This window comes from Streptomyces sp. NPDC002088 (genome assembly GCF_040296605.1).
GTDB lineage: Bacteria > Actinomycetota > Actinomycetes > Streptomycetales > Streptomycetaceae > Streptomyces.
This window is the reverse complement of sequence record NZ_JBEOXO010000008.1, coordinates 211847-237853: the sequence shown is the minus strand read 5'-3', so window position 1 is coordinate 237853 and position 26007 is coordinate 211847. Positions and strand designations below refer to the sequence as shown.

The following is a 26007-nucleotide window of genomic DNA, read 5'->3' as shown; positions in this document are numbered from 1 at the left end:
GCTCAGACATCCGATGTCTCAGCCACATTATGGAGGCTTGATCAGATGAGTGCGGCCAAGTCGTCGATCACGGCCCGCTCGTCCAGCGTGGTGAGTGCCCGGTCGCGCATCAGCACCCGCCCGTCGACCACCGTGTCCCGCACGTCCGCCGAGTGCGCCGCGTAAGCGAGCGTCGACCACGGGTCGTGCGCCGGACGCAGATGCGGCGCGTCCAGGTCCAGGACGATCAGGTCGGCCCGCTTGCCCGCCTCCAGCGAGCCCAGGTGCTCGCCGAGGCCGAGCGCCCGCGCCCCCTCGATCGTCGCCATGCGTACGGCCTGCTCGGCGCCGACCGCCGTCGGGTCGCCGCCCGCCTTGTGCACCAGCGCCGCCTGCCGCACCGCGCCCAGCACGTCCAGCGAGTTGGAGCTGACGGCCCCGTCCGTGCCGAGCCCCACGGTCACGCCCGCGCCCAGCAGCCGCGCCACCGGCGCGATCCCGCAGCCCAGCTTCAGGTTCGACACCGGACAGTGCGCGACCGACGTGCCCGTGCGGGCCAGCGCCGCGATCTCCGGCCCGGTGAGGTCCACGGCGTGCGCGAGCAGCACATCGGGACCGAGCAGCCCCAGCGAGTCCAGCAGCTCCACCGGCCGCTTCCCGTGCCGCACCTCGACGGTGGCGACCTCGGTGGCGTTCTCGGCCGCGTGGATGTGCACCAGCGCGCCGAACTCGCGTGCCAGGGCGAAGACTTCGGTCAGCTGCCCGGGGAAGAGGGTGTAGGCGGAGTGCGCGAAGAGGACGGGCCGGCCGCCCGGCCGGCGTGATCGCGCCGCCAGGTCCCGCCGCGCCCACTCCAGCCGGTCCTCGTACGCCATGCCGTCGGGCGGCTGCGGTACGTCCATGAAGGTGGGCCCGGTGTGCAGCCGCCAGCCCGCCTGACGCGCGACCTGCTCGGCCGCCTCGTGGAACCAGTACATGTCGAGCGCCGAGGTCACCCCGGCCCGTACGCTCTCGGCCACCGCGAGCCGTACCGCCGCCGCCACGTTCTTCGGCGACAGCAGTTCGGCCTCCCACTTCAGCACCCGCTCCAGGAAGCCCTGGAGGGTGACGTCGTCGGCGCGGCCGCGCAGCAGGGTCATCGCGAGGTGGGTGTGCGCGTTGACGAGCCCGGGCAGCACCAGGCAGCCGTGCGCGTCGATCTCCTCGTACGCCGTGTAGCGAGCCCTCAGGTCCGCGGCCGGGCCGACGGCGAGGATCTCCCCGTCGTGGACGGCGACCGCCCCGTCCCGTACGACGGTTCCGGCGTCGTCCACCGTCAGGACGTCACCGCCGTGCACCAGCAGGTCGATGCTCACGCCCGCTCCTCCTGCGCCAGCAGCCGCAGCGCCTCCAGCGAGACGACCGCGCCCCGCTCGACGCCGGCCGCGACGACCTCCCGGTGCGGGTTGTACCCGCCGGTGGCCGTCTCGTCGACGAGCTGGTCGGCGTTCGCCCCGTCGACGACGAGGACGCCGCCCGCGACGAGCCCGCGCAGCGAGGCCGTCACCAGCAGTGCGGACAGCTCCATCTCTATGGCCGCGAGCCCGGCACCTTCGTAGGAGAAGAGCGGGAGCAGCCCCGGCTGGAACGCGGCCCGCGTCCACACGATGCCCCGGTGGTGCGGGGCGTCGGCCTCGCGCGCCGCGCGCTGGAGCGCGAGCACCGCCTCCGGTGCCGAGACCGCCGGGTACTCCGGCGGCAGCAGCTGGTGGGTCACCCCGTCGTCCCGTACGGCCGCCTCGGCGATGACGAGGTCGCCGTCCCCGATCCCGGGCTTCATCGCGCCCGCCGTGCCGAACCGCAGGAAGGTCCGCACGCCCGCGTCCGCGAGCTCCTGGAACAGCAGGATCGCCCCCGGCGCACCGACCCCGTGCGAGGCCACCACGACCGGCAGACCCTTCCAGCTGCCGCTGAACACCCGGTACTCGCGGTGGTACGACACCTCCTGGGCGCCGTCGAGCAGCGCGGCGACGGCCGCGGCGCGCGCCGGGTCGCCGACGACCAGCGCATGCGCGGGAAGCCCGGTGCGGGGAATGCGGGTGACGGGCAGCAGGTCCTGGGTCATGAGACGGCTCCGGTGGGACGGGTACGGCGACGGCGCCGGGCCGTCGTGAGGAAGAGGGCGCCGAGCGTGACGACGTACGGCGCGGCGTCGGTCGCCTGCTGCGGCAGGCCGAGGCCCTGGAGGCGGAAGCCGGCCGCCTCGGCGAGGCCGAACAGCAGCGCGGCGAGCAGCACACCGAACGGCAGCGCCCGGCCCAGCATGACCGCGACGACGGCGATCCAGCCACGGCCGGCCGTCATGTTCTCGGAGAACAGGGTGACATTGCCGAGGGCGAGCTGGGCCCCGGCGACCCCGCACAGGACCCCGGAGACGAGCACGGCCGCGTACTTGTACTTCGCGGGGCTCACCCCGAGCGTCGCCGCCGCGTCCGGCGCCTCGCCGACCCCGCGCAGCCGCAGCCCCCACACATGCCGCGAGAGCATCAGGGCGGTCACCGCGACCGCGGCCCACGCCAGGTACGCGAGCGGCGTGAAGCCACCGATCAGCGGTAGCCCGGCGAGTGACGGATCGTCGAAAGTGCCCTGCACACCGAACACCGTACGCAGCAGGAAGCTGGTCAGGCCGACCGCGAGGAGGTTCATGGCGATGCCGAGCACCACCGCGTCCCCGCGCAGGGTCACCGCGCCGACGGCCAGGATCAGCGAGTACGCGGCCGACGCGAGCGCCGCCGCCAGCACGCCGAGCCACGGGCTGCCGGTGAACCAGCAGGCGGCCACCGAGGTGAAGCAGCCCAGCAGCATCATGCCTTCGAGGCCGATGTTGAACACGCCCGCCCGCTCGCACAGGGCACCGCCGAGCGCGGCCAGCAGGATCGGGGTCAGCGCGCGCAGCGCCGACATCAGCAGATCGGAGTCGAGGAACATCACATGGCCTCCTTCCGCTTGAACCACCGGCTCGGGAAGCGCAGCCGGGCCGCCAGGAACACGATCACGATGGCCTGGAGCACCTGCGTCAGCTCGCGCGGCACCTCGGTCGTCCGCTCCATCGCGAGACCGCCGACCTGAAGGACGGCGAAGAAGAACGAGGCGATCACCGTGCCCAGCGGGGCCGCCGTGGCCAGCAGCGCGGCCGTCAGACCGGTCCAGGTGTAGCCGGGCGCGGTCAGCGAGCCGTCGACGAAGCGGTACGGGAAGCTCAGTACGCCGATGGCGCCGACGAGTCCGGCGAGCGCGCCCGAGACCGACATCAACTTCAGTGTCAGGCCCCGGCGTTCGACACCCGCGTACGCGGAGAAACGGGAGTTGAGCCCGGTCATGCGGATCTCGTAGCCGACGGCGGTGCGCCGGTCGGTGAACCAGTACGCGGCCGCCGCCAGCACCACGAGGAGCAGGCCCACCGTCACGGTCGAGTCGCCGAACGCGGGCAGCGCCACCCCGTCCGGGAGCGACCGGGTCTGCGGCAGGCTCGAGCCGGGCTCCTTCAGCGGATACCGGGCCAGGTAGGAGGCCAGCGAGACCGCCGGGTAGCTCAGCAGCAGGCTGCTGACCAGCAGCGGTACACCGAGACGGTTCTCGCAGAGCGCGGCCAGCACCGCGTAGCCGGCGCCGGCCGCCATACCGGCGAGCAGGGCGAGCACGACGGTCAGCGGGGCGGGCAGCGGGGCGTAGAGACCGGTCACCGCGGCGGTGATGCCGCCGAGGACCATCTGTCCGTCGCCACCGAGGTTGATCAGCCCGGCCCGCAGCGGGATCGCCAGCGCGAGTGCCAGGCCGAGCACGCTGGTGCCGGTCGTCAGGGTCGATCCGATGCCGTCGCCGCCGAGTGAGCCGGTGAGGACGGCGCCGTAGGCCGAGACGGGGTCGGCGCCCGTCCCGACGAGGAACAGCGCGCCGATGACGACACCGGCGAGCACGGAGAAGGTGATGGGGGAGCGCAGGGCTCCCGATATGCGGTTCTTCATGTCAGTCGACGGCCTCCACGGATACGGCGCCGCCCGCCATCGCGAGCCCCAGCGTCCGCTCGTCCGCCTCTTCCTTGGTGTACGACGCCGTGACCCGGCCCTCGTACATCACCAGCACCCGGTCCGCGAGCCCCCGGATCTCGCTCAGCTCGGCCGAGACGAGGAGGACGGCGTGACCGGCGTCGCGGTAGGCGATCAGCTGGTCGTGGATGTTCTGGATGGCGCCGATGTCGACACCGCGCGTGGGCTGCTCGACGAGCAGCAGCGGTGCGTCATGGGCGAGTTCGCGGCCGATCAGCAGCTTCTGCAGATTGCCGCCGGACAGCGCGGAGGCGGGCACCTCGGGGGTGGACGCCTTGATGCCGAAACGCTCGATCAGGCGCCGGGCATGCGCGCGTACGGCCGCCGGCGGCAGCAGGCCGCGCGACGACAGGGACGTACGGTGGTGGCCCATCGCCAGGTTGTCCGCGACCGACGCGGCGGGCGCCGTACCGACCGCGTGCCGGTCCTCGGGAACATAGGCGAGCCCCTGGGCGCGCCGCTCGGTCGCCGAGGCGTGCGTGATGTCCCGCCCCGCGAGGGTGACCCGCCCCGCGGTGACCGGCCGTAGTCCGGCCAGCGCCTCGACGAGCTCGCTCTGCCCGTTGCCGGCGACGCCGGCGATGCCGACGATCTCCCCGGCGCGGACCGCGAGGCCGACGTCGTGCACGGCGTCCGTGCCCAGGCCCGTCACGTCGAGCACCGGCGCACCGGGCGTGCCCGGCGCGTGGATCCGGTCCAGTTCGACCGCGCGGCCGGTCATCGCGGCCGCGATCTCGTCGGCGGACGTCTCGGCGGTGACCAGACGGGCGACCACCCGTCCGTCCCGCAGCACCGTCACGTTGTCGCTGCCCTCGAGGACCTCGCGCAGCTTGTGGGTGACGAGGATCACCGTACGGCCCTGCGCGGTCAGTGACTTGAGCACCGCGAACAGGGCGTCAGCCTCGGCCGGGGTGAGCACGGCCGTCGGCTCGTCGAGGATGAGCGTACGGGCGCCGCGGTGCAGCAGCTTGAGGATCTCCACGCGCTGCCGCAGACCCACCGGCAGGTCGCCGACCCGGGCGTCCGGATCGACGGCGAGCCCGTGCTCCTCGGCGAGTGCACGCACCCGGCGGCGGGCCGCGGCCCGGTCCACCAGGCCGAAACGGCGCGGCTCGGCGGCGTAGACGACGTTCTCGGCAACCGTCAGCGAGTCGAACAGCTTGAAGCTCTGGTGGACCATGCCGAGCCCGGCGGCCATGGCGTCACCGGGACTGCCGAAGGAGACCTCGTGGCCGTCGACGCGGATCGAACCGGCGTCCGGGCGCTCCATGCCGTACAGGACGGACATCAGCGTGGACTTGCCCGCGCCGTTCTCGCCCATCAGGGCGTGGATCTCGCCGCGATCGACGGTCAGGTCGACGGCGTCGTTGGCGAGCGTGCCGGGGAACCGCTTGGTGATTCCCCGGAGCTCGACCGCGACGCCGGTGTCAGCTCGCGGCGGGGTCATCGACCGTCAGCTCTCCGGACACGATCTGGTCGCGCAGCGCCTCGACCTTCGTCAGGACGTCCTTGTGGTCGGCGATCACGCACTTCGAGGAGTCCACGCCGTCCTCCAGACCCGTGAGGCTGATGCCGCCCTCCTTCAGGCCGTACGAGACGGTCGTGCCGGTCTTGCCGCCGAGGACGCTCTCGATGCCCTTCTTCACGGCGACGTCGGTGCGCTTGATCACGTTGTCGACGACCGTGCCGGGCGCCGAGGGGCACTGGTTGACGTCGACGCCGTACGCGTACGCGCCCTTGGCCTTCGCGGCCTCGAAGACGCCGTAGTTGCCGGCCGCCGCGGCCGCCATGACCTGGTCGTAGCCCTTGGACAGCAGGGTGTTCGCCTGCTCCTTGGCGCGCGCCGAGTCGTCGAACGGGGACTGGCCGCCGACGAAACGCGTAGAGGTCTCCGTCTTGGCGGCGACCTTCTTGGCACCGGCCGCGAACGGGTCGCTGTAGCGGCGGAACTGGGGCGTGTCGAGCACGTCCACCGCGCCAACCTTGCCGCTCTCGCTGAGCAGGCCCGCCTCGGCGCCCGCGAGGTAGACGCCCTCGTGCTCACGGAAGACCGCGCAACTGACGTTCTTGTACGTCTTGGTGGTGCAGGCGTCGATGATCAGGAACTGCTGCTTGGGGTTCTTCTGCGCCTGCTGGGCGACGATGTCGGCGAACTCGAAGCCGACGAGCACGATGACGTCCGGCTTGGCGTCGACGGCGGCCTGCACGTTCTGCTGCTGGGAGGCGGTGTCCGTGGACTCGTACACCTTCTGCGTCCCGTCGTGCTGCTTCGCCGCGTCCTTGATCCCGGTTTCGGCGAGCTTGAGGAACTCGTTCTGTCCCACGGCGTCCGGCGTGACGAGGGTGAAGGACGTGCTGCTGCCGCCCGAGCCGGCGGCGGAGTCGTCCTTCTTCGCGGCGGCGTTGCACGCGGTGGCGAGGAGGGCGGTGCCGGTGGCGAGCGCGGCGAGCTGCAGGGTGCGGCGGTGTCTGCGGTGCATCGGGGACCTTCCGGGTACGGCAAGGGGCGCTCCGCGGTGAGCGCATGAGGGTGAGTGACCTGGCGACGGGTGGGCTGCGGGGGACGGCTCAGCGACGACAGCGGTCGCCGGCGCAGCGGCCGAAGTCGAGGAACCGGCGCCTGGTGAGCGGCACACGTCCTCCTTCGTCGTCTCGGCCTGCGGAATGGGGGTGTCGGCCCGTGGGATACAGGTGCTGGACTCTAACATCCGGTTCCAGCCATTCGCCTGACTGTCTCGAACTGTGGTTCGTCGAGGTCATGTACGGTATCGGACACCATCGGAACATCAGGAGTGTCCCGTTATGTCCCAGGAACTGCGCGCCGTCGAGTGGACCGGAACCGGCCTCGCGCTGATCGACCAGACCCAGCTTCCGCACCGCACCGAGACGGTGGATGTCCGGGATGTGGACACTCTGGTCGACGCGATCCAGCGGCTCGTCGTGCGCGGTGCGCCCGCGATCGGGGCGGCGGGCGCGTACGGCGTCGCGATAGCCCTGCTCCAGGGCGGGCGCGAGGGCTGGTCGGAGGCTCAGGTGCGCGCGGCGGTGGCTCGTATACGTGAGGCCCGGCCGACCGCCGTCAACCTGATGGTGGGCGTGGACCGGGTCATGACCCGCTTCGGTGAGGGCCTCGACGCGGTGCTGGAGGAGGCCGCCGCCGTCCAGCGCGAGGACGTCGAGGCGAACCGCGCGATGGGCGCGCACGGCGCGGACTGGCTGCTGAAGAAGGCCGGCACGGACCGGCCGCTGCGGATCCTGACGCACTGCAACACGGGCGCGCTGGCGACAGCCGGCTGGGGCACGGCACTCGGCGTCGTCCGTGAACTGCACGCCCGCGGACAGCTGGAGGTCGTCTACGCCGACGAGACGCGCCCCCTGCTGCAGGGATCGCGCCTGACCGCCTGGGAGTTGGTCCAGGAAGGCATCCCGCACTACATCCAGGCCGACGGGGCCGCCGCCGGCACCATCCTGCGCGGCGAGGTCGACGCGGCGATCGTCGGCGCCGACCGCATCGCCGCCAACGGCGACACGGCCAACAAGGTCGGCACGGTGGGCGTCGCCCTGGCGTGCGCGGATGCGGGCATCCCCTTCCTGGTGGCGGCGCCCACGACGACGGTCGACCTCTCGACGCCCACCGGCGACGACATCCACATCGAACTCCGCGGCGAGGCCGAGGTGCTGGAGTGGGCCGGGGTGCGGACGGCACCGGCCGAGTCGCGCGGGCACAACCCGGCGTTCGACGTCACGCCCGGGCGGCTGGTGACCGGCCTGGTGACCGAGCGCGGGGTGCTGGAGGTGTCGGCGGGGGAGCTGCCGGGGGAGCGGCTGCGGTAGGGGGCTGTTCGAGTGGGACCCGGCGGGTGCCACGCGCGCTCGCGCGGGGCACCCGCACCCGTACCGCTGCCGCCGCGCGGCTAACGCTGGGTCAGCTCCAACTCCAGCAGCCACTCCACCACTTCGGTGTGGTGCCGCGCCTGCCGCGGGCTGTCACCCCACACGTACAGCCCGTGCCCGGCGACGACCACCGCGGGCATCCGGGGATCGCGGGCCGCCTCCAGGCGGTCGCCGAGCACCTTCATGTCCTGGCTGTTGGTGATGACCGGCAGCGTCACCTCGACGTCGTGCGCGGGCTGGCCGACGCCCTTGAGCATCTCCAGGTCCTTGAGGACGATCCCGCCGGGCTCGCGGCGGCCCATCGCCACGGACGCCACGGTGTGCACGTGCACGACCGCACCGGCGCCGGTGAGCGCGGCCACGCGCGCGTGCAGCTCGGCCTCGGCGGACGGCTTGCCCCCCTGTACGGCGGCGCCCTGCCCGTCCACCAGCACCACGTCCGCGGGCGTCAGTTCGCCCTTGTCGTGGCCGCTGGCGGTGACCGCGAGCCGCAGCGGATCGCGGGAGAGCACCACGGACAGGTTGCCGGACGTGCCGCGCATCCAGCCGAAGCCGGCGAAGCGGGCGGACTCGGCGGCGAGGACCGCCCCCGCCTCCTCCAGGTCGAGTTGGCTGATCTCGGCGGTCACGTGGTGCTCCTAGAAGTGCTGATGGTGATCTCGTCGAACGTCCCCGCCTGCGCGTGGTCGCCGACGCCTTGCTCGTAGTACGGCTCCCCGGGCCGCCGGATCCCGACGGCCCGCCAGCCCGCCGCGCGGGCCGCGTCCAGCTCGCCCGGCCGGTCGGAGAGGAAGAGCAGGCGGGAGGGGGCGATGCCGGTCGACTCGGCGATCCGGCGGTACGACTCCCGCTCCTGCTTGGGGCCGGCGTTCTCGGTGTCGTACAGGCCGGAGACCAGGGGCAGCAGGTCGCCCTCGGGGGTCGAGGAGAACCAGGCGCGCTGGGCCGCCACCGACCCGGACGAGTAGACGTACAGCCGCAGGCCCGCCGCGTGCCATGCGCGCAGGGCCGGCACGACGTCCTCGTAGAAGTGCGAGACGAGGTCGCCGCCGGCGAAGCCCTCGGACCAGATGATGCCCTGAAGGGTCTTCAGCGGGGTCGCCTTGCGGTCCTCGTCGAGCCAGGCGTTGAGGGTCTTCTCGATCGCGGCCGCGTCGGCGTCCGGGGCGCCGGTCAGCTCCCGCACCTGCGCGACCGCCCGCGCCACCTCCGGATCACCGCTCCGCTGCGAGAGCAGCGCTCCGAAACGGGCGCGTGAGTACGGGTACAGCACGTCCACGACGAAGCCCGTGGCGCTCGTGGTGCCCTCGATGTCGAGCACCACGGCGTCCACGTCGAACTGCTGGTTGTGCAGCGTCACGCGGCGGCCTTGTCCTGCTCGTAGCCGGCCGCGATGCTGTCGTAGTCCGGGAAGCGGGCAGCGATGGGGGAGCCGGTGAAGTTGCCGATCCAGCCGTCCTCCTCGTGGAAGAAGCGGATCGCGGTGAACGAGGGCTTCGTGCCCATGTCGAACCAGTGCGTGGTGCCGCGCGGCACGCCCAGCAGGTCGCCCTTCTCGCAGAAGACGGCGTGCACCTCGCCGTTCACGTGCAGGTAGAAGATGCCGGAGCCGGAGACGAAGAAGCGGACCTCGTCATCGTCGTCGTGGGTGTGCTCCTGGAGGAACTTCTCGCGGGCCGCCTTCGCCTTCGCCGGGAACTCCGGGTCGTCGCTCGGGTGCAGGCCGAGGACGTCGACCGTGGTGAAGCCCTCCTCGGCGTTCAGCTTGTCGATCTCCGGGCCGTACGCGGCGAACACGGTCGCACTGTCGGCGTCGAACGGGACGTCCTCGCGGACCGGCCACTGCTCGTAGCGCACACCGAGCGGCTTGAGCGCCTCCGCGATCTCGGCGGGGTCCGAGGTGCGGCGCACCAGGGTTTCGGGGCCGGACTCGGCCCACGTCGTCAGCAGGGTCATCGGAGCAACTCCAGGAGACTGGGAGGGAAGTCCGGATGCCGAGACGAGCACCGGACGGGCGGGGGAGCGGGAAGGACGGCGGCGAACAGCGGATCAGCCGTGACCCGTCGCGCCGGTACAGCGCTGCATGCGGGGCATGCGCAGCGCCGTCGCGCGTGGAGTCGTCATCGGGGCCTCACTGTGCCGGGTCGGGTGCCGGTCCCGTGATGGTAACGCCAGGCGGCGTGGCAACCAGGTGTGACGAACTCGTTGTCTCACTCCCTGAGAAAGCGGTCCCATTTCTTTGACGCATGGCTGAAATCGTTCTCATGATCTGTGTATGAAAACGCTGCTGCTTGTGCGGCGGCTGTACGTGGACCTGCTCCGGTCGACCACGGCCAGCTGTCGCTGACCTCACCCGGAGCTCCTACGCCCCGATGCCGCGGGGCCGGCCACCTGACCGCACGGTGGCGCGTTCCTTTCCCTGGCTCCGGTCCGGTTCGTTCCCCCCTCCCCTTTGCGCCACCCCTGTACCTGGAGCCCCCCAATGTCCCGTGTCCGTCTGCCTCTTGCCGCGCTCTCGCTGGCCTCCGTCTCCGCCCTGCTCCTCGCCGGCTGCTCGCAGTCCACGGACGCCTCGAAGGACACCGGCGACACCGCCGCCTCGGCCTCGGCGGCCACCGGCAAGAAGCCCGCCCCCTTCAGCAAGGGCGCGGTCAAGGTGGCCCTCGTCCGGCAGAGCGGCGCCGGCGACTACTTCGAGCAGTGGGGCAACGGCGCCAAGGCGCAGGCCAAGGCCCTCGGCATCGACCTGACGGTGTACGACGCCCAGGCCGACAACGCCAAGCAGGCCACCGACCTGTCCTCGGCCATCAACTCCGGCGCGCAGGCGATCATCATCGACCACGGCTTCCCGGCGACCATCCAGCCGGAGATCGACAAGGCCGTGAAGAAGGGCATCAAGGTCGTCGTCTACGACGTGGAGACCTCGACCAAGGGCGTCGTCAGCACCGAGCAGGACGACGCCAGCATGGCCCAGGCCGTCCTCGACGTGATGGCCAAGGAGCTCGGCGAGGACGCCAAGGTCGGCTACGTCAACGTGGCCGGCTACGCCGCCCTCGACAAGCGGAACACCGTCTGGAAGAAGACGGCCGACGCGCAGGGCTGGAAGCAGCAGTTCAAGGTCGGCAAGGTCACCGACTCCACCGCCACCGACAACGTCCCGCTCGTCTCCGCCGCCCTCACCCAGCACTCGGACGTGACCGGCGTCTTCGCCCCCTACGACGAGCTCGCCAAGGGCACCGTCCTCGCCGTCCAGAACAAGAAGCTCCAGGACAAGGTGAAGGTCTTCGGCGCGGACGTCTCCAACGCCGACATCCAGAACATGACCGCCGCCGACAGCCCGTGGGTCGCCACGGCAGGCACCGACCCGTCCGCGGTCGGCGCCGCCGTCGTCCGTACCACCGCCCTGGAGCTGGCCGGCCAGCTGAACAAGACGTCCGTGAAGTTCCCGGCCGTCGCCATCACGCAGGACTTCCTGCGTGAGAAGAAGATCGAGAACATGGACCAGCTGCGCGAGGCGCTGCCCGCGCTGAACCTGTCCCAGGTCAGCACCGCGGACTGGATCTCGAATGTCGCCCACTGACAGCGGTCACGACAGGGCGGCTGTCGCGCTGCGCGACGTCGGCATGGCGTTCGGCGGCAAGACGGTGCTGGCCTCCGTCTCGCTCGACATCGCCCCGGGCAGCGTGGTCGCGCTGCTCGGCGCGAACGGCGCCGGCAAGTCCACGCTGATCAAGATCCTCTCGGGCGTCCACACGGACCACCGAGGTGAGATCCGCGTGGACGGCTCGGTGGCGGCCCTTCAATCCCCGCTGGCTGCCCGGCAGTTGGGCATCCAGACGGTGCACCAGCGCATCGGCGAGGGCATCGTGCCCGGCCTGTCGGTCGCCGAGAACCTGGTCTTCGAGGAGCTCGCGCAGCGACGCGGCAACCCGTTCCTGAACGGCCGCCGCGTCCTGGCCCGCGCCCGCGAGATCCAGGCCGCCCTCGGCCTCGACTGGAGCGACGCCGTCCTCAAGGGCGACGTCACCGAACTCGGCATCTCCGACCGGCAGCTGCTGATCCTGGCCCGCGCCCTGGCGACCCGCCCGCGCCTGCTGATCCTCGACGAGCCGACCTCCGCGCTCTCCGCCGCCGAGGCGCAGCGCCTGTTCGCACTCGTCGAGAAGATGCGCGACGACGGTATCGCGGTCCTGTACGTCTCCCACCGACTCGGCGAGATCGACGCCCTGGCCGACCGCCTGGTCGTCCTGCGGGACGGCCGTCTCACCGAGGACCAGGCCAGGCCCTTCGACTGGGACAGCGCGCTGCGCGCGATGCTGGCCCAGGCCCAGGAGGCGACGACGGCCCGGCCGCAGCACGTCAACGAGCACGGCCAGGCCGTCCTCGCCCTGCGCGGCGTACGCCTCTTCGACGGCCGCGCCCCGCTGGACCTCGACATCCGGGCTGGCGAGGTCACCGGCGTCGTAGGCCTGCTGGGAGCGGGCAAGACCGAGCTGGCCCGCGGCCTGTTCGGCGCCGAGCCCTTCGCCACGGGCGCGGTCGAGCTGGCCGGGAAGCCCTACGCGCCCCGCCGCCCGGCCGACGCCATCCGGGCCGGCGTCCACCTCGTGCCCGAGGACCGGCACGCCGACGCCCTCGTCCCCGGCTGGTCGCTGGCGCAGAACATCTCGCTGCCGTTCCTGAAGTCCCTGTCCACCGCCGGGCTCGTGAACCACTCGAAGGAGGACGCCCTCGGCCGCGACACCATCGCCGCCCTCGGCGTCGTCACCCGCGACGAGCACAGCGCCGTCGAGGAGCTGTCCGGCGGCAACCAGCAGAAGGTCGTCGTAGGCCGCTGGCTCGCCGAGACCCCGCGCGTCCTCATCCTGGACGAGCCGTTCCGAGGTGTGGACATCGGTGCCCGCCGCGACATCGGCCGCCGGGCCCGCGCCCTGGCCGCCGAAGGCGCAGCCGTCCTCGTCCTGTCCGCCGACGTCGACGAGGTCCTGGAGGTGGCCGACCGGGTCGTCGTCCTCGCCGCCGGTGAGGTCCACCTGGACGCCCACGGCGAAGACGCGGAACGCGACCGCGTGATCCAGACCATCTCGGCGTCCGTGTGACCCCGGCCCTCCCAGGAAGTACGCCATGACCACCACCCAGAGCACCGAGGTCCCCACCAAGGCGGCGACCCCGCCCGCGACCTCCACCGCCCTGCGCGTCCAGAACGCCGTCATCAAGTACGGCTTCATCTTCGTCACAGTCGCGCTCTTCTTGTACTTCGCGCTGAGCGAGGGCTCCTTCCGCGAGTCGGCGACCCTGCTCGACACCCTCCGGTACGTCTCCGTCGCCGCGATCCTCGGCCTGGGCGTCACCCTCACCATGGCCGTCGGCGGAATGGACATGTCCGTCGGCGCGGTCGCCGGACTCGGTGTCTCCGTCGCCGCCCAGACGATGGTCGTCTTCAACCAGGTCGGCACGGTCGCGATCCTCGCGGTGCTCGCCGCGGGCGCACTGGCGGGTCTCCTCAACGCCCTGCTGATCGTCGTCCTGAAGATCCCCGACATGCTGGCCACCCTCGGCACCATGTTCGTGATCCAGGGCAGCAAACTCATCCTGGTCGACGGCCAGTCCATCACCCCCGGCATGACCATGTCCGACGGCAGCACCGCGCCCGGCAGGTTCACCGCGGGCTTCCTGCGCATCGACCGGGGCACCGTCCTCGGCATCCCGGTCTCGGTGCTGATCTTCGGCGGGCTCACCGTCGCCGCCTGGGTCTTCCTCGCCCGCACCCGCTGGGGCCGCGTCCTGTACGCGATCGGCGCCAACCCCGAGGCGGCCCGCCTGGCCGGCATCCGCGTCGGCTCCTACCGCTGCCTGGCGTACGTCATCTCCGGCGTCCTCGCCTCGGTCGGCGGCCTCATCCTGGCCAGCCGCATCGGCCAGGGCGATGTCTCCGCCGGCACCTCGCAGCTGCTGGAGGCAGTCGCCGTCGCGCTGGTCGGCACGTCGGTGCTCGGCCGCGGCCGTCCGAACGTGTGGGGCACCGCCCTGGGCGCGGTGCTGATCGGCATCATCACCACCGGCCTGACCATCAAGGGCCTGCCGTACTACACGCAGGACGTCGTCGAGGGCGCGGTCCTCATCCTCGCCCTGGTCTTCAGCTTCACCCTGTCCAAGCGCCGTACTTCCTGAGGAACCCGAGGAAACCCATGGGCTACCGCATCCTGGAGACCGACGACATCCCCGCCTACCTGAACGAGCGGGGCCACTGGGAGGACCTGGCCGACATCCAGGTCCGCGAGGTCTCCGACGGCAACATGAACCGGGTCTTCCTCGCCACGTCCGGCGACGGCACCCGCAGCCTCGCCGTCAAGCAGGCCCTGCCCTGGGTCCGCGTCGCCGGCCCCTCCTGGCCGATGAACCCCGACCGCGCCGACGCCGAGGCCCGCGCCTACGAGCAGGTCGCCAGGGTCGCCCCCGACAAGATCCCGGCGATCCACGGCTACGACCCCGAGAACTACGCCCTCGTCATGGAGGACATGTCCGACCTTGAGGTGCTGCGCACGCTCCTCAACGAGGGCGCCGCCTACGGCCCGCACACCTCCGCCAGGATCGGCGAGTTCGTCGCCCAGTTCTCCTTCGCCACCAGCGACTTCGGCATGCCGTCCGCCGAACGCAAGGCGCTCGTCGCGGCCTCCGTGAGCCCCGAACTCTGCAAGATCACCGAGGATGTGGTCCTGTCCGAGCCGTACCTCGAGCACGAGCACAACCACTGGCATCCCGGCCTCGACGACCTGGCCGCCGAGTTCCGCGCCGACGCCCGCCTGCGCACCGAGGTCGCCGACCTGCGCCACACCTTCATGACGAGCGGGCAGGCCCTCCTCCACGGCGACCTGCACACCGGCTCCGTCATGGTCGGCGAGCGCGACGGCACGCCCGTGGTGCGCGTCTTCGACCCCGAGTTCTCCTTCGTCGGCCCGATCGGCTACGACCTCGGCCTCTACTGGGCCAACGCGCTGGTGTCGCAGGAGCGGGCCCGTGCTCTGGGCGCACTGTCCGACCACGCCGAGCAACTCTGCCTGTCCTGGGAGGCCTTCGAGACCGAGTTCCGCCGCCTGTGGCCGACCCGCGTCGACACCTTCTTCGACGACGCCTACCTCGACCGCTTCCTGCGCCGTGTCTGGACCGAATCCCTCGGCTACGCCGGCACGGAGATCGTCCGCCGCATCATCGGCTTCGCCCACCTGACCGACCTGACGACCCTGCCGGACCCGGTGCCGGCGTCCCGGCGGGCGCTGCTGCTCGGGCGCGAACTGATCGTGCGGCGCGAGGAGTTGACGGACGTGGAAGCCGTACGGGCGGTCGTGGAGGCGTAGCCCTGAGCTGCCGTCACTCCGACTCGAACCAGTCGTTGCCGTCCGACCAGTGCCGCACCCAGCCGGCGAAACCGGACTGCGCCGCCGTGCCGCCGAACTCCGCGCCGAAGGGGAGGGCGCCCTCACCGGTGACCAGCCAGAGATGGCCCCGGTGGGGGCCGGTGACGACCAGATGCCAGTCCATGCCGCAGCCGTCCGTGCCCAGCACCAGCGAACCGTCGTGGACCACCTGCTCGATGACCGCGTCGGGGTCCTCGTAGAGCCCGCCGTCCTCTTCCCACAGCCACGCCTGCGTGAGCGGGAACGGCTTGCCCAGGTCCTGCTTCGCCGCGCTCTCGACCAGCCCCACCATCCCGTAATCCGGCGGCCCCTGGAACGACCCGTCGGATATCTCCGCCACGAACGACCGATACGGCTCCGGCAGCACCACTCCACGCTCGGCCTCGAAGGCGCGCACCGCGTCCCAGCCGAGCGCGGACTCTGCGCCGTCGTCCACGGCGAACGCCTCACGCAGCGCGGCAAGTTCCTCAGGGACCACCCGATCGATGTTCATGAGCCTATGAGAACACCCGGCACTGACAACCGGGCACGCGAAAGGGGCGACTCCGACTGAGCCGCCCCTTTCACATGCCCGGCCCCCATAGGGGGAGGGGCCGGTCCTCGGTGGTGCCGGCCCTGGTCGGGGGAGGGGGCCGGCGCGAGGTCTACTTCTTCGGCGAGCGGGTCACTTCCGGTCGAGCAGGTCCTGGACCTTCGCGCGGATGTCGTCCGTGGCCAGGCCGCGGATCGTCAGCGTCGTACGCCGGCGCAGCACGTCGTCCTGCGTCTCGGCCCACTCGTTGTCCCGGGCGTAGACGACCTGCGCCCAGATCTCCGGCGCGTCCGGGTGGACGCGCTCGCCCAGCTCGGGGTTGTCGTTCGCCAGGCGGGCGATGTCGAACGCCAGCGAACCGTAGTGCGTGGCCAGGTGCCTGGCGGTGTCCGCCGCCATGCGCGGGCCCGGCGCCGGGCGGTCGACGAGCAGGCGGTGGGCGACCGCGCGCGGGTTGGCGACGCCCGGCAGCGGCAGCTTCTTCGGCAGCGAGGAGATCGGCTCGAAGTCGTCGCCCAGCGGGTGGCCCGGCAGCGCCTCCAGCTTCTGCATCACCGTACGGCCGATGTGGCGGAAGGTGGTCCACTTGCCGCCCGCGACGGACAGCATGCCGCCCTTGCCTTCGGTCACCACGGTCTCGCGCTTGGCCTTGGCGGTGTCGCCGGGGCCGCCCGGCAGCACGCGCAGACCCGCGAAGGCGTACGTGATCAGGTCGCGGTCGAGCTGCTGGTCGCGGATGGAGAACGCGGCCTCGTCGAGGATCTGGGCTATGTCCTTGTCGTTGACCGCGACGTCCGCCGGGTCGCCCTCGTACTCCTCGTCGGTCGTGCCGAGCAGCAGCATGTCCTCCCAGGGGAGGGCGAAGGTGATGCGGTACTTGTCGATGGGGGTCGCCAGCGCGGCCTTCCACGGCGCGGTCCGCTTCAGGACCAGATGCGCGCCCTTCGACAGACGGATCGACGGCGCTGCATTCGGGTCCTCCATCCGGCGCAGGTGGTCCACCCACGGTCCGGTCGCGTTCAGTACCAGACGGGCGGTCACGCCGAACTCGTCACCGCAGAGACGGTCGCGCAGCTCGGCGCCCGTCACCCGGCCCTTGGTGAAGCGCAGGCCGGTGACCTCGGCGTGGTTCAGTACGACGGCGCCCGACTCGACGGCCGCACGGACCGTCATCAGCGCCATCCGGGAGTCGTTCATCTGGTCGTCGCCGTACACGGCGACGGCCTTGAGGTTGTCGGTGCGCAGCTCGGGCACGTCCTGCGCGGCCTTCGCCGGGCTGAGGAGGTGGCCCACGCCGTCACCGAACGCGGAGAGCGCGGAGTAGGCGAACACGCCCGCCCCGAGCTTCGCGGCGCCGTGCGGCCCGCCCTTGTACACGGGGAGGTAGAACGTGAGCGGGTTCGCCAGGTGGGGGGCAACCTGGCGGGAGACCGCACGGCGCTCGAAGTGGTTCTCCGCCACCAGCTTCACCGCGCCGGTCTGCAGGTAGCGCAGACCGCCGTGGAGCAGCTTGGAGGAGGCGGAGGAAGTGGCGCCGGCGAAGTCGCCGGCGTCGACCAGAGCCACCCGCAGACCGGACTGCGCGGCGTGCCAGGCGGTGGAGATGCCCAGGATGCCGCCGCCGATCACGAGAAGGTCGTACGACGCCTTGGAGAGCTGCTCCCGGGTCTCGGCGCGGCTCGGATTGGAGCCGGAGGCCGGGTGCGTCCCCAGGGCAGGCACGGACTGCAGGGTGGGCTGACTGGTCATGTGCGGTTCTTACTCCTCGTCCTCGAGCCAGCCCATGGTCCGCTCGACGGCCTTGAGCCAGTTCTTGTACTCACGGTCGCGGTGCTCCGCGTCCATGCGGGGGGTCCACTCGGCGGCCCGGCGCCAGTTGGCACGCAGGTCGTCGGTGCTGGTCCAGAAGCCGACGGCGAGACCGGCGGCGTAGGCGGCGCCGAGGCAGGTCGTCTCGGCGACCATCGGGCGCACCACGGGGGCGTCCAGGAAGTCCGAGAGGGTCTGCATCAGCAGGTTGTTGGAGGTCATGCCGCCGTCGACCTTGAGAGCCGCGAGCTCGACGCCGGAGTCCTTCGTCATGGCGTCGGTGATCTCACGGGTCTGCCAGGCGGTGGCCTCCAGGACGGCGCGCGCGAGGTGCGCCTTGGTGACGTACCGGGTCAGGCCGGCGATCACACCGCGGGCGTCGGAGCGCCAGTACGGGGCGAACAGACCGGAGAAGGCCGGCACGAAGTAGGCGCCGCCGTTGTCCTCGACCGAGAGCGCGAGCGTCTCGATCTCGGCGGCGGTGGAGATCAGGCCCATCTGGTCGCGCATCCACTGCACCAGCGAACCGGTGACGGCGATCGAACCCTCGAGGGCATAGACAGGCTTCTGGTCGCCGATGCGGTAGCCGACGGTGGTCAGCAGGCCCGAGTACGAGTTGATGATCTTCTCGCCGGTGTTCAGCAGCATGAACGTGCCGGTGCCGTACGTGGACTTGGCCTCGCCCTCGGCGAAACAGGTCTGGCCGAACAGGGCCGCCTGCTGGTCGCCGAGCGCGGACGCGACCGGGATGCCGCCGAGCAGATCGCCCAGCTTGCCGCCGGTGACCTCGCCGTAGACCTCGGCGGAGGAGCGGATCTCGGGCAGCATCGACAGCGGGACGCCGATGGACTCGGCGATCTTCTCGTCCCACTCCAGCGTGTGCAGGTTCATCAGCATGGTGCGGGAGGCGTTGGTGACGTCGGTGACGTGGTGACCGCCGTTGACACCGCCCGTCAGGTTCCAGATGACCCAGGTGTCCATGGTGCCGAAGAGGATGTCGCCCGCCTCGGCGCGCTCGCGCAGGCCCTCGACGTTGTCGAGCAGCCAGCGGGCCTTGGGGCCGGCGAAGTAGGAGGCGAGGGGCAGACCGGTCTCGCGGCGGAAGCGGTCCTGGCCCACGTTGCGGCCGAGCTCCTTGCAGAGCGCGTCGGTGCGGGTGTCCTGCCAGACGATGGCGTTGTGAACGGGCTCACCGGTGTTCTTGTCCCAGAGCAGCGTGGTCTCGCGCTGGTTGGTGATGCCGATGGCCTTGATGTCGTCGCGGGTGATGCCGGCCTTCGCGACGGCTCCGGCGACGACCTCCTCGACGTTGGTCCAGATCTCGGTGGCGTTGTGCTCGACCCAGCCCGGCTTCGGGAAGATCTGCTCGTGCTCCTTCTGGTCGACGGAGACGATACGGCCGTCCCGGTCGAAGACGATGCAGCGGCTGGAGGTGGTGCCCTGGTCGATGGCAGCGATGAAGGGGCCGGCGGTGTGCGCGTCGGTCACTGTGTGCTCCTGAATGGTCCGTGGGTGAGGGCTGTATGTACGGCGCGTGCTCTGAGGCTCGGTACTTGGTGCGAAAGCCGGGTGCTCTTAAGCAAAGAACGCGTTGTATATGCCTGCAGCGAGCGCTCCGCCGATCAGCGGACCGACCACGGGGATCCAGGCGTAGCCCCAGTCGGAGCCGCCCTTGTTGGGCAGGCGCAGGATCGAGTGCACGATGCGCGGACCGAGGTCACGGGCCGGGTTGATCGCGTAGCCGGTCGGGCCGCCGAGCGACAGACCGATCGAGACGACCACGAGTGCGGTGATCAGGGCGCCCAGGTTGCCGAGGCCGTTGCCCTTGTCGTTCAGGCCCTGGGTGAGGACGGCGAGGACCAGCACCACAGTGCCGATGATCTCCGTGGCGAGGTTCTGCCACACCACCCGGATCTCCGGACCGGTGGAGAAGACGCCCAGCACCGGGCCGGCGCCCTTCTCCTGGGCCTCGACGGCCTTCACCTTGGTGGCCTGCGCACCCGGACCGCCGACGATCTCCTTGTCGGTGAGGTGCGCGTGGAACTGCCCGTAGTAGGCGACCCAGACCAGAGTCGCGCCGATCATGGCGCCGAGGAGCTGTCCGCCCCAGTAGGCCGGAACGTTGCTCCAGTCGTTGTCCTTGATCGCGAGTGCGAGCGTGACCGCCGGGTTGAGGTGGGCGCCGGACAGCGGCGCCGAGGTGTAGACAGCCGTCAGAACGGCGAAACCCCACCCGAAGGTGATGGCGAGCCAGCCGGCGTTGCGGGCCTTGGAGGCCTTCAGCGTGACGGCGGCGCAGACGCCACCGCCGAGCAGGATGAGTATGGCGGTACCGATGGTCTCGCCGATGAAGATGTCGGAGCTGGACACCCGCGACTCCTTTGTCCTTCGTCCAGGGCTAGAACTCCCGGGTCCCTCCGGGGTTCTGGCGCCCTCGGGGGTGAGAGCGATGCCGGCCTTGGCGTTGCCACACTCTAGCGCGTATTGCCGGTAGGTGTTCGACAATGCCGACCGATGGACGGGAGTCTTGTCCCGGTGCGCGCATGCGTCAAGGGTTCTGTTATCGAAAGCGCGATCGTTATTGATCGCTGCGAGCTATCGATCTTGAGGGTGGGTGCACACGGCTGCGACATCGACACCGTGCGTGCTGAAGTGCGCATTCACCCCGCTTTGCGCATCAGGGCAAGCGCTTCGCGCATCAGGGCAGGACTGAGGCCGGAGCGCCACCCGGCGTTCCGGCCCGTTGATGTGTACGACGCCTCAGAACCGTCCGGCGCCCAGGTCCCGCGACACCGCGCGGGCGCAGTCACGTACCGCCGCGATCAGTTCGGGGCGCAGCTCCCCGTCCCGGCCCAGCCGCTCCACGGCGCCGGTGATGCCGACCGCGCCGACCGGCATGCGCCGCCGGTCGTGGATGGGTGCGGCGATGGACGCGACGCCCTCCCAGGTCTCCTCGACGTCGGCCGCGTACCCACGTGCGCGTGTGAGGTCGAGGATGTGCTCGAACTCTCCGAGCTCGCACACGGTCCGGTCGGTGAACGGCTTGCGGTCGGCCTCCAGCGCCTCGCTGTGCGCCACCGGGTCGTACGCCGACAGCACCTTGCCCAGGGCCGTGGAGTGCAGCGGCTGCATGGCCCCGATCTCCAGCACCTGCCGGCTGTCGTCGGGCCGGAACACGTGGTGCACGATCAGTACGCCCTTCTGGTGCAGGACGCCCAGATGCACGCTCTCCCCGCTGGAACGGGCCAGGTCGTCCGTCCACACCAGGGCGCGCGCCCGCAGCTCGTGCACGTCGAGATAGGTGGTGCCCAGCCGCAGCAGCTCGGCGCCCAGCTGGTAGCGCCCGGAGGCGTCGTCCTGCTCCACGAAGCCCTCCTGCTGGAGGGTGCGCAGGATGCCGTGCGCGGTGCCCTTGGCGAGGCCCAGGGACGAGGCGATGTCCGACAGGCCGAGGCGTCGCTCGCCGCCCGCGAGCAATCGCAGCATCGCGGCCGCCCGTTCGAGCGACTGGATGTTCCGTGCCATCGCCGTCCTGCCTCCGTCCCCTTGACCGACAACGCGCGGCCTCTGCTGCCGACGTTCGGCAATGTCGAACACTACCGGTCCATGCCGACCTCCCGCTAATGGTCGGCCGGTACCTGTCACGTCACTCGTCTCCCGGGAGTGACCCGGAGGTCATCCTCGTCCGCCCCGTGGACGCCCCTGACCATAAGCCCCGGGTCCCAGATACCCTGGCGAACGTGCGTCATCCTCGGGAGCCCGTGAGGTGCATCCTCTGGTTACGCAAAGCCGACAGCCGTCGCACCTAAGGGAGCACCTTCATGGCCTCTGTGCCGCCGACCCTTTCCGCCGACAGCCGGACCCGTGTGTCCGCGCTCCGAGAGGCCCTCGCCACCCGAGTGGTGGTAGCCGACGGAGCCATGGGCACCATGCTCCAGGCCCAGGACCCCACCCTCGAGGACTTTCAGAACCTTGAGGGCTGCAACGAGGTCCTCAACGCCACTCGTCCAGACATCGTCCGTTCGGTGCACGCGGCGTACTTCGACGCGGGCGTCGACTGTGTCGAGACCAACACCTTCGGAGCGAACCTCACCGCCCTGGGCGAGTACGACATCCCCGAGCGCGTCGCCGAGCTGTCCGAGGCCGGCGCCCGCATCGCCCGCGAGACGGCGGACGAGTACGCGGCCCGCGACGGTCGTCAGCGCTGGGTGCTGGGTTCGATGGGGCCCGGCACCAAGTTGCCCACCCTCGGCCACACCACCTTCACCGCCATCCGCGACGCCTATCAGCGCAACGCCGAGGGCCTGCTCGCCGGCGGTGCCGACGCGTTGCTGGTGGAGACCACCCAGGACCTGCTGCAGACCAAGGCCTCCGTCCTGGCCGCGCGCCGGGCGATGGAGACTGCCGGGTACGAGGTCCCGCTGATCGTGTCGGTGACCGTGGAGACGACGGGCACCATGCTGCTCGGCTCGGAGATCGGTGCCGCGCTGACCGCGCTGGAGCCGCTGGGCATCGACATGATCGGCCTGAACTGCGCGACCGGCCCGGCCGAGATGAGCGAGCACCTGCGCTACCTGGCCCGCCACTCCCGCATCCAGCTGTCCTGCATGCCGAACGCGGGCCTGCCGGTCCTCGGCAAGGACGGCGCCCACTACCCGCTGACGGCGCCGGAGCTCGCCGACGCCCAGGAAACCTTCGTCCGCGAATACGGCCTCTCCCTCATCGGCGGCTGCTGCGGCACCACCCCCGAGCACCTGCGCCAGGTCGTCGAACGCGTCCGCGACCTCAGCCCGGCCGAGCGTCACCCGCAGCCGGAGCCGGGTGCGGCCTCCCTCTACCAGACCGTCCCGTTCCGTCAGGACACCTCGTACCTGGCGATCGGCGAGCGCACCAACGCCAACGGCTCGAAGAAGTTCCGCGAGGCGATGCTGGACGCCCGCTGGGACGACTGCGTGGAGATGGCCCGCGACCAGATCCGCGAGGGCGCCCACATGCTGGACCTCTGTGTGGACTACGTGGGCCGTGACGGCGTCGCCGACATGGAGGAACTGGCGGGCCGCTTCGCCACCGCCTCCACGCTGCCGATCGTGCTGGACTCCACCGAGGTCGACGTCATCCGGGCCGGCCTGGAGAAGCTCGGCGGCCGCGCGGTCATCAACTCCGTCAACTACGAGGACGGCGACGGCCCGGAGTCACGGTTCGCGAAGGTCACCAAGCTCGCCCAGGAGCACGGCGCCGCGCTGATCGCGCTGACGATCGACGAGGAAGGCCAGGCCCGCACGCCGGAGAAGAAGGTCGAGATCGCCGAACGGCTCATCGACGACCTGACCGGCAACTGGGGCATCCACGAGTCGGACATCCTGATCGACACGCTGACGTTCACGATCTGCACGGGTCAGGAGGAGTCCCGGGGCGACGGTATCGCCACCATCGAGGCGATCCGTGAGCTCAAGCGGCGGCACCCGGACGTGCAGACCACGCTGGGCCTGTCGAACATCTCCTTCGGTCTGAACCCGGCCGCCCGCATCCTGCTCAACTCCGTCTTCCTGGACGAGTGCGTGAAGGCGGGCCTGGACTCGGCGATCGTGCACGCGTCGAAGATCCTGCCGATCGCCCGGTTCAGCGAGGAGGAGGTGCAGACGGCCCTCGACCTGATCCACGACCGCCGTGCTGAGGGCTACGACCCGCTCCAGAAGCTGATGGCCCTGTTCGAGGGCGCCACGGCGAAGTCGCTGAAGGCAGGCAAGGCCGAGGAGCTGGCCGCCCTCCCGCTGGAGGAGCGCCTCAAGCGCCGCATCATCGACGGCGAGAAGAACGGCCTGGAGGCCGACCTCGATGCCGCTCTCGAGACCCGTCCGGCACTGGACATCGTCAACGCGACCCTGCTGGACGGCATGAAGGTCGTCGGTGAGCTGTTCGGCTCGGGGCAGATGCAGCTGCCGTTCGTGCTCCAGTCCGCCGAGGTGATGAAGGCGGCGGTGGCGTACCTCGAGCCGCACATGGAGAAGTCGGACGCGGAGGGCAAGGGCACGATCGTGCTGGCCACCGTCCGCGGGGACGTCCACGACATCGGCAAGAACCTCGTCGACATCATCCTGTCCAACAACGGCTACAACGTCGTCAACCTCGGTATCAAGCAGCCGGTCTCGGCGATCCTGGAGGCGGCCGAGGAGCACCGGGCGGACGTCATCGGCATGTCGGGTCTGCTGGTGAAGTCCACGGTGATCATGAAGGAGAACCTGGAGGAGCTCAACCAGCGTGGCCTGGCGGCCGGTTACCCGGTCATCCTCGGCGGTGCGGCCCTGACCCGGGCGTATGTCGAGCAGGACCTGCACGAGATCTACCACGGCGAGGTCCGCTACGCCCGCGACGCGTTCGAGGGCCTGCGCCTGATGGACGCCCTGATCGGCGTCAAGCGGGGTGTGCCGGGCGCGAAGCTGCCGGAGCTCAAGCAGCGCCGGGTCCGCCCGGCGGCCGCCGTGGAGGTCGAGGAGCGTCCGGAAGAGGGTCACGTCCGCTCCGACATCGCCACCGACAACCCGGTCCCCGCCCCGCCGTTCTGGGGCACCCGGGTCATCAAGGGCATCCAGCTCAAGGAGTACGCGAGCTGGCTCGACGAGGGCGCGCTGTTCAAGGGCCAGTGGGGCCTCAAGCAGGCCCGCACCGGTGACGGGCCGACGTACGAGGAGCTCGTCGAGACCGAGGGCCGGCCGCGGCTGCGCGGGCTGCTGGACAAGCTCCAGACCGACAACCTGCTGGAAGCCGCCGTGGTCTACGGCTACTTCCCGTGCGTGTCCAAGGACGACGACCTGATCATCCTGGACGAGCAGGGCAACGAGCGCACCCGCTTCACCTTCCCGCGCCAGCGCCGCGGCCGGCGGCTGTGCCTGGCGGACTTCTTCCGCCCGGAGGAGTCGGGGGAGCAGGACGTGGTCGGCCTCCAGGTCGTCACCGTCGGCTCCAGGATCGGCGAGGAGACCGCGAAGCTGTTCGCGTCGGACTCCTACCGCGACTACCTCGAACTCCACGGTCTGTCCGTCCAGCTGGCCGAGGCGCTCGCCGAGTACTGGCACGCGCGCGTGCGTACCGAGCTGGGCTTCGCCGGCGAGGACCCGGCCGAGATCGAGGACATGTTCGCCCTGAAGTACCGGGGTGCCCGTTTCTCGCTCGGCTACGGCGCCTGCCCGAACCTGGAGGACCGCGCGAAGATCGCCGACCTCCTCCAGCCCGAGCGGATCGGCGTCCACCTGTCGGAGGAGTTCCAGCTCCACCCCGAGCAGTCCACCGACGCCATCGTCATCCACCACCCGGAAGCGAAGTACTTCAACGCACGGTGACGAACACCCGCGGCGCGCGGTGAGACGCATACCGCAGCGCGCGCTGATCGATTAGGTCGTACACTGGTCGGTCCACTCCAGGCCGGTTCCCCGCGTGGGAACCGGCCTGGTCGTCCCTTCAAGGAGGTACGTGGATGACCAGCACGGTCCCCGCACTCGGAACCCGAACGGCCGAAGGCTCGGCTCTTCAGGCTGTGCTCCTGGACATGGACGGCACCCTGGTGGACACCGAGGGTTTCTGGTGGGACGTCGAGGTCGAGATCTTCGCCGGCCTCGGCCACGCCCTCGACGACTCCTGGCGCCATGTGGTGGTCGGCGGCCCGATGACCCGCAGTGCGGGGTTCCTGATCGAGGCCACCGGCGCCGACATCACGCTCGCCGAGCTCACGGGCCTGTTGAACGCCGGGTTCGAGGACCGCATCGCCCACGCACTGCCGCTGATGCCCGGGGCCGCCCGGCTGCTGGCCGAGCTGGCCGAGTACGAGATCCCCACGGCCCTCGTGTCCGCCTCGCACCGGCGCATCATCGACCGCGTCCTGACCTCGCTCGGCCCCCAGCACTTCGCCCTGAGCGTGGCCGGCGACGAGGTGTCGCGCACCAAGCCGTACCCCGACCCGTATCTGCTCGCCGCCGCCGGACTCGGTGTGGATCCCGTCAGATGCGCGGTCGTCGAGGACACCGCGACCGGTGTCGCGGCGGCCGAGGCGGCTGGCTGCCACGTGGTGGCGGTGCCGTCCGTGGCGCCCATCGCCCCGGCTGCCCGGCGCACCGTGGTGGCCTCGCTCGAAGAGGTGGACCTGGCATTTCTGCGCGGACTGATGACGGAAAAGCGCTAGGCGTTCACCCAGCGTGCAACATCGTTAGGCGGGGAATTCCGGCGGAAGTGACTCCGCGGTGACTCCAGGGAATTGAAGCTCCTTGGGTGGCCGAATTCCGGTCCACGTGAACGCAGTTGA

At 70.8% G+C, this 26007-nt stretch carries 21 protein-coding genes; 7 read left to right on the top strand and 14 right to left on the bottom strand.

Annotation, left to right across the window (positions count from 1 at the left end; genetic code table 11):
• Positions 1-41: 41 nt before the first annotated feature.
• From ABT114_RS19610 to ABT114_RS19585, 6 genes are read right to left on the bottom strand one after another with little or no spacing between them, the layout of a single operon-like run.
• Complete coding sequence (locus ABT114_RS19610) at positions 42-1334, bottom strand: amidohydrolase (protein WP_351144062.1); 1293 nt, start codon at positions 1332-1334, stop codon at positions 42-44.
• Positions 1331-2083, bottom strand: a complete 753-nt coding sequence (locus ABT114_RS19605; protein ID WP_351144061.1) for a nucleoside phosphorylase — start codon at positions 2081-2083, stop codon at positions 1331-1333. Before ABT114_RS19605 ends, ABT114_RS19610 begins: the two co-directional genes overlap by 4 nt.
• Entirely contained in the window at positions 2080-2946 is an 867-nt protein-coding gene (locus ABT114_RS19600; protein WP_351144060.1) for an ABC transporter permease, read from the bottom strand. Before ABT114_RS19600 ends, ABT114_RS19605 begins: the two co-directional genes overlap by 4 nt.
• Positions 2946-3983 (bottom strand): ABC transporter permease, encoded by a 1038-nt coding sequence (locus ABT114_RS19595; protein WP_351144059.1) that lies wholly within the window; start codon positions 3981-3983, stop codon positions 2946-2948. The genes ABT114_RS19600 and ABT114_RS19595 overlap by 1 nt, the downstream gene beginning before the upstream one ends.
• Before the next feature lies 1 nt (position 3984).
• Positions 3985-5511, bottom strand: a complete 1527-nt coding sequence (locus ABT114_RS19590; RefSeq protein ID WP_351144058.1) for an ABC transporter ATP-binding protein — start codon at positions 5509-5511, stop codon at positions 3985-3987.
• A complete protein-coding gene (locus tag ABT114_RS19585; protein ID WP_351144057.1) occupies positions 5492-6544 on the bottom strand; it encodes a BMP family ABC transporter substrate-binding protein in 1053 nt (350 codons plus the stop codon). The genes ABT114_RS19590 and ABT114_RS19585 overlap by 20 nt, the downstream gene beginning before the upstream one ends.
• A 322-nt stretch (positions 6545-6866) precedes the next feature.
• Here ABT114_RS19585 and mtnA point away from each other — a divergent pair, with 322 nt between their 5' ends.
• Complete coding sequence (gene mtnA, locus ABT114_RS19580; protein WP_351144056.1) at positions 6867-7898, top strand: S-methyl-5-thioribose-1-phosphate isomerase; 1032 nt, start codon at positions 6867-6869, stop codon at positions 7896-7898.
• Between the two features lie 80 nt (positions 7899-7978).
• On the opposite strand, the gene mtnB is transcribed toward mtnA, so the two are convergent.
• From mtnB to ABT114_RS19565, 3 genes are read right to left on the bottom strand one after another with little or no spacing between them, the layout of a single operon-like run.
• Positions 7979-8587 carry a methylthioribulose 1-phosphate dehydratase gene (gene mtnB, locus ABT114_RS19575; protein ID WP_351144055.1) on the bottom strand — a complete coding sequence of 203 codons (609 nt, stop codon included), beginning with the start codon at positions 8585-8587 and terminating at the stop codon, positions 7979-7981.
• Positions 8584-9318 (bottom strand): acireductone synthase, encoded by a 735-nt coding sequence (gene mtnC, locus ABT114_RS19570; RefSeq protein ID WP_351144054.1) that lies wholly within the window; start codon positions 9316-9318, stop codon positions 8584-8586. The genes mtnB and mtnC overlap by 4 nt, the downstream gene beginning before the upstream one ends.
• The gene (locus tag ABT114_RS19565; RefSeq protein WP_351144053.1) at positions 9315-9914 is read right to left on the bottom strand and encodes a 1,2-dihydroxy-3-keto-5-methylthiopentene dioxygenase; all 600 of its coding nucleotides are present in this window, start codon (positions 9912-9914) and stop codon (positions 9315-9317) included. Before ABT114_RS19565 ends, mtnC begins: the two co-directional genes overlap by 4 nt.
• Before the next feature lie 526 nt (positions 9915-10440).
• Between ABT114_RS19565 and ABT114_RS19560 the strand changes: the two genes are divergently transcribed.
• From ABT114_RS19560 to mtnK, 4 genes are read left to right on the top strand one after another with little or no spacing between them, the layout of a single operon-like run.
• Entirely contained in the window at positions 10441-11538 is a 1098-nt protein-coding gene (locus ABT114_RS19560; protein ID WP_351144052.1) for a substrate-binding domain-containing protein, read from the top strand.
• Positions 11525-13057: a sugar ABC transporter ATP-binding protein gene (locus ABT114_RS19555; protein ID WP_351144051.1), complete on the top strand. Its 1533-nt coding sequence runs from the start codon at positions 11525-11527 to the stop codon at positions 13055-13057. Before ABT114_RS19560 ends, ABT114_RS19555 begins: the two co-directional genes overlap by 14 nt.
• A 25-nt stretch (positions 13058-13082) precedes the next feature.
• The gene (locus ABT114_RS19550; protein WP_351144050.1) at positions 13083-14129 is read left to right on the top strand and encodes an ABC transporter permease; all 1047 of its coding nucleotides are present in this window, start codon (positions 13083-13085) and stop codon (positions 14127-14129) included.
• A gap of 17 nt (positions 14130-14146) precedes the next feature.
• On the top strand, positions 14147-15313 hold the full coding sequence (gene mtnK / locus ABT114_RS19545) for an S-methyl-5-thioribose kinase (RefSeq protein ID WP_351144049.1): 1167 nt from the start codon (positions 14147-14149) through the stop codon (positions 15311-15313).
• Positions 15314-15326: 13 nt separating this feature from the next.
• On the opposite strand, the gene ABT114_RS19540 is transcribed toward mtnK, so the two are convergent.
• The 5 genes from ABT114_RS19540 to ABT114_RS19520 all read right to left on the bottom strand — a co-directional run bounded on the left by ABT114_RS19540 (position 15327) and on the right by ABT114_RS19520 (position 21239).
• Positions 15327-15866 (bottom strand): SMI1/KNR4 family protein, encoded by a 540-nt coding sequence (locus ABT114_RS19540; protein ID WP_351144048.1) that lies wholly within the window; start codon positions 15864-15866, stop codon positions 15327-15329.
• Positions 15867-16037: 171 nt separating this feature from the next.
• On the bottom strand, positions 16038-17654 hold the full coding sequence (locus ABT114_RS19535; protein WP_351144047.1) for a glycerol-3-phosphate dehydrogenase/oxidase: 1617 nt from the start codon (positions 17652-17654) through the stop codon (positions 16038-16040).
• Between the two features lie 9 nt (positions 17655-17663).
• Positions 17664-19202 carry a glycerol kinase GlpK gene (gene glpK, locus ABT114_RS19530; protein ID WP_351144046.1) on the bottom strand — a complete coding sequence of 513 codons (1539 nt, stop codon included), beginning with the start codon at positions 19200-19202 and terminating at the stop codon, positions 17664-17666.
• Positions 19203-19289: 87 nt separating this feature from the next.
• Positions 19290-20084 carry an MIP/aquaporin family protein gene (locus tag ABT114_RS19525; protein ID WP_351144045.1) on the bottom strand — a complete coding sequence of 265 codons (795 nt, stop codon included), beginning with the start codon at positions 20082-20084 and terminating at the stop codon, positions 19290-19292.
• A gap of 390 nt (positions 20085-20474) precedes the next feature.
• A complete protein-coding gene (locus ABT114_RS19520) occupies positions 20475-21239 on the bottom strand; it encodes an IclR family transcriptional regulator (protein WP_351144044.1) in 765 nt (254 codons plus the stop codon).
• Positions 21240-21535: 296 nt separating this feature from the next.
• Here ABT114_RS19520 and metH point away from each other — a divergent pair, with 296 nt between their 5' ends.
• On the top strand, positions 21536-25051 hold the full coding sequence (gene metH / locus ABT114_RS19515) for a methionine synthase (protein WP_351144043.1): 3516 nt from the start codon (positions 21536-21538) through the stop codon (positions 25049-25051).
• 134 nt (positions 25052-25185) lie between these two features.
• Positions 25186-25887: an HAD family hydrolase gene (locus ABT114_RS19510; RefSeq protein ID WP_351144042.1), complete on the top strand. Its 702-nt coding sequence runs from the start codon at positions 25186-25188 to the stop codon at positions 25885-25887.
• The last annotated feature ends 120 nt before the right edge of the window (positions 25888-26007 follow it).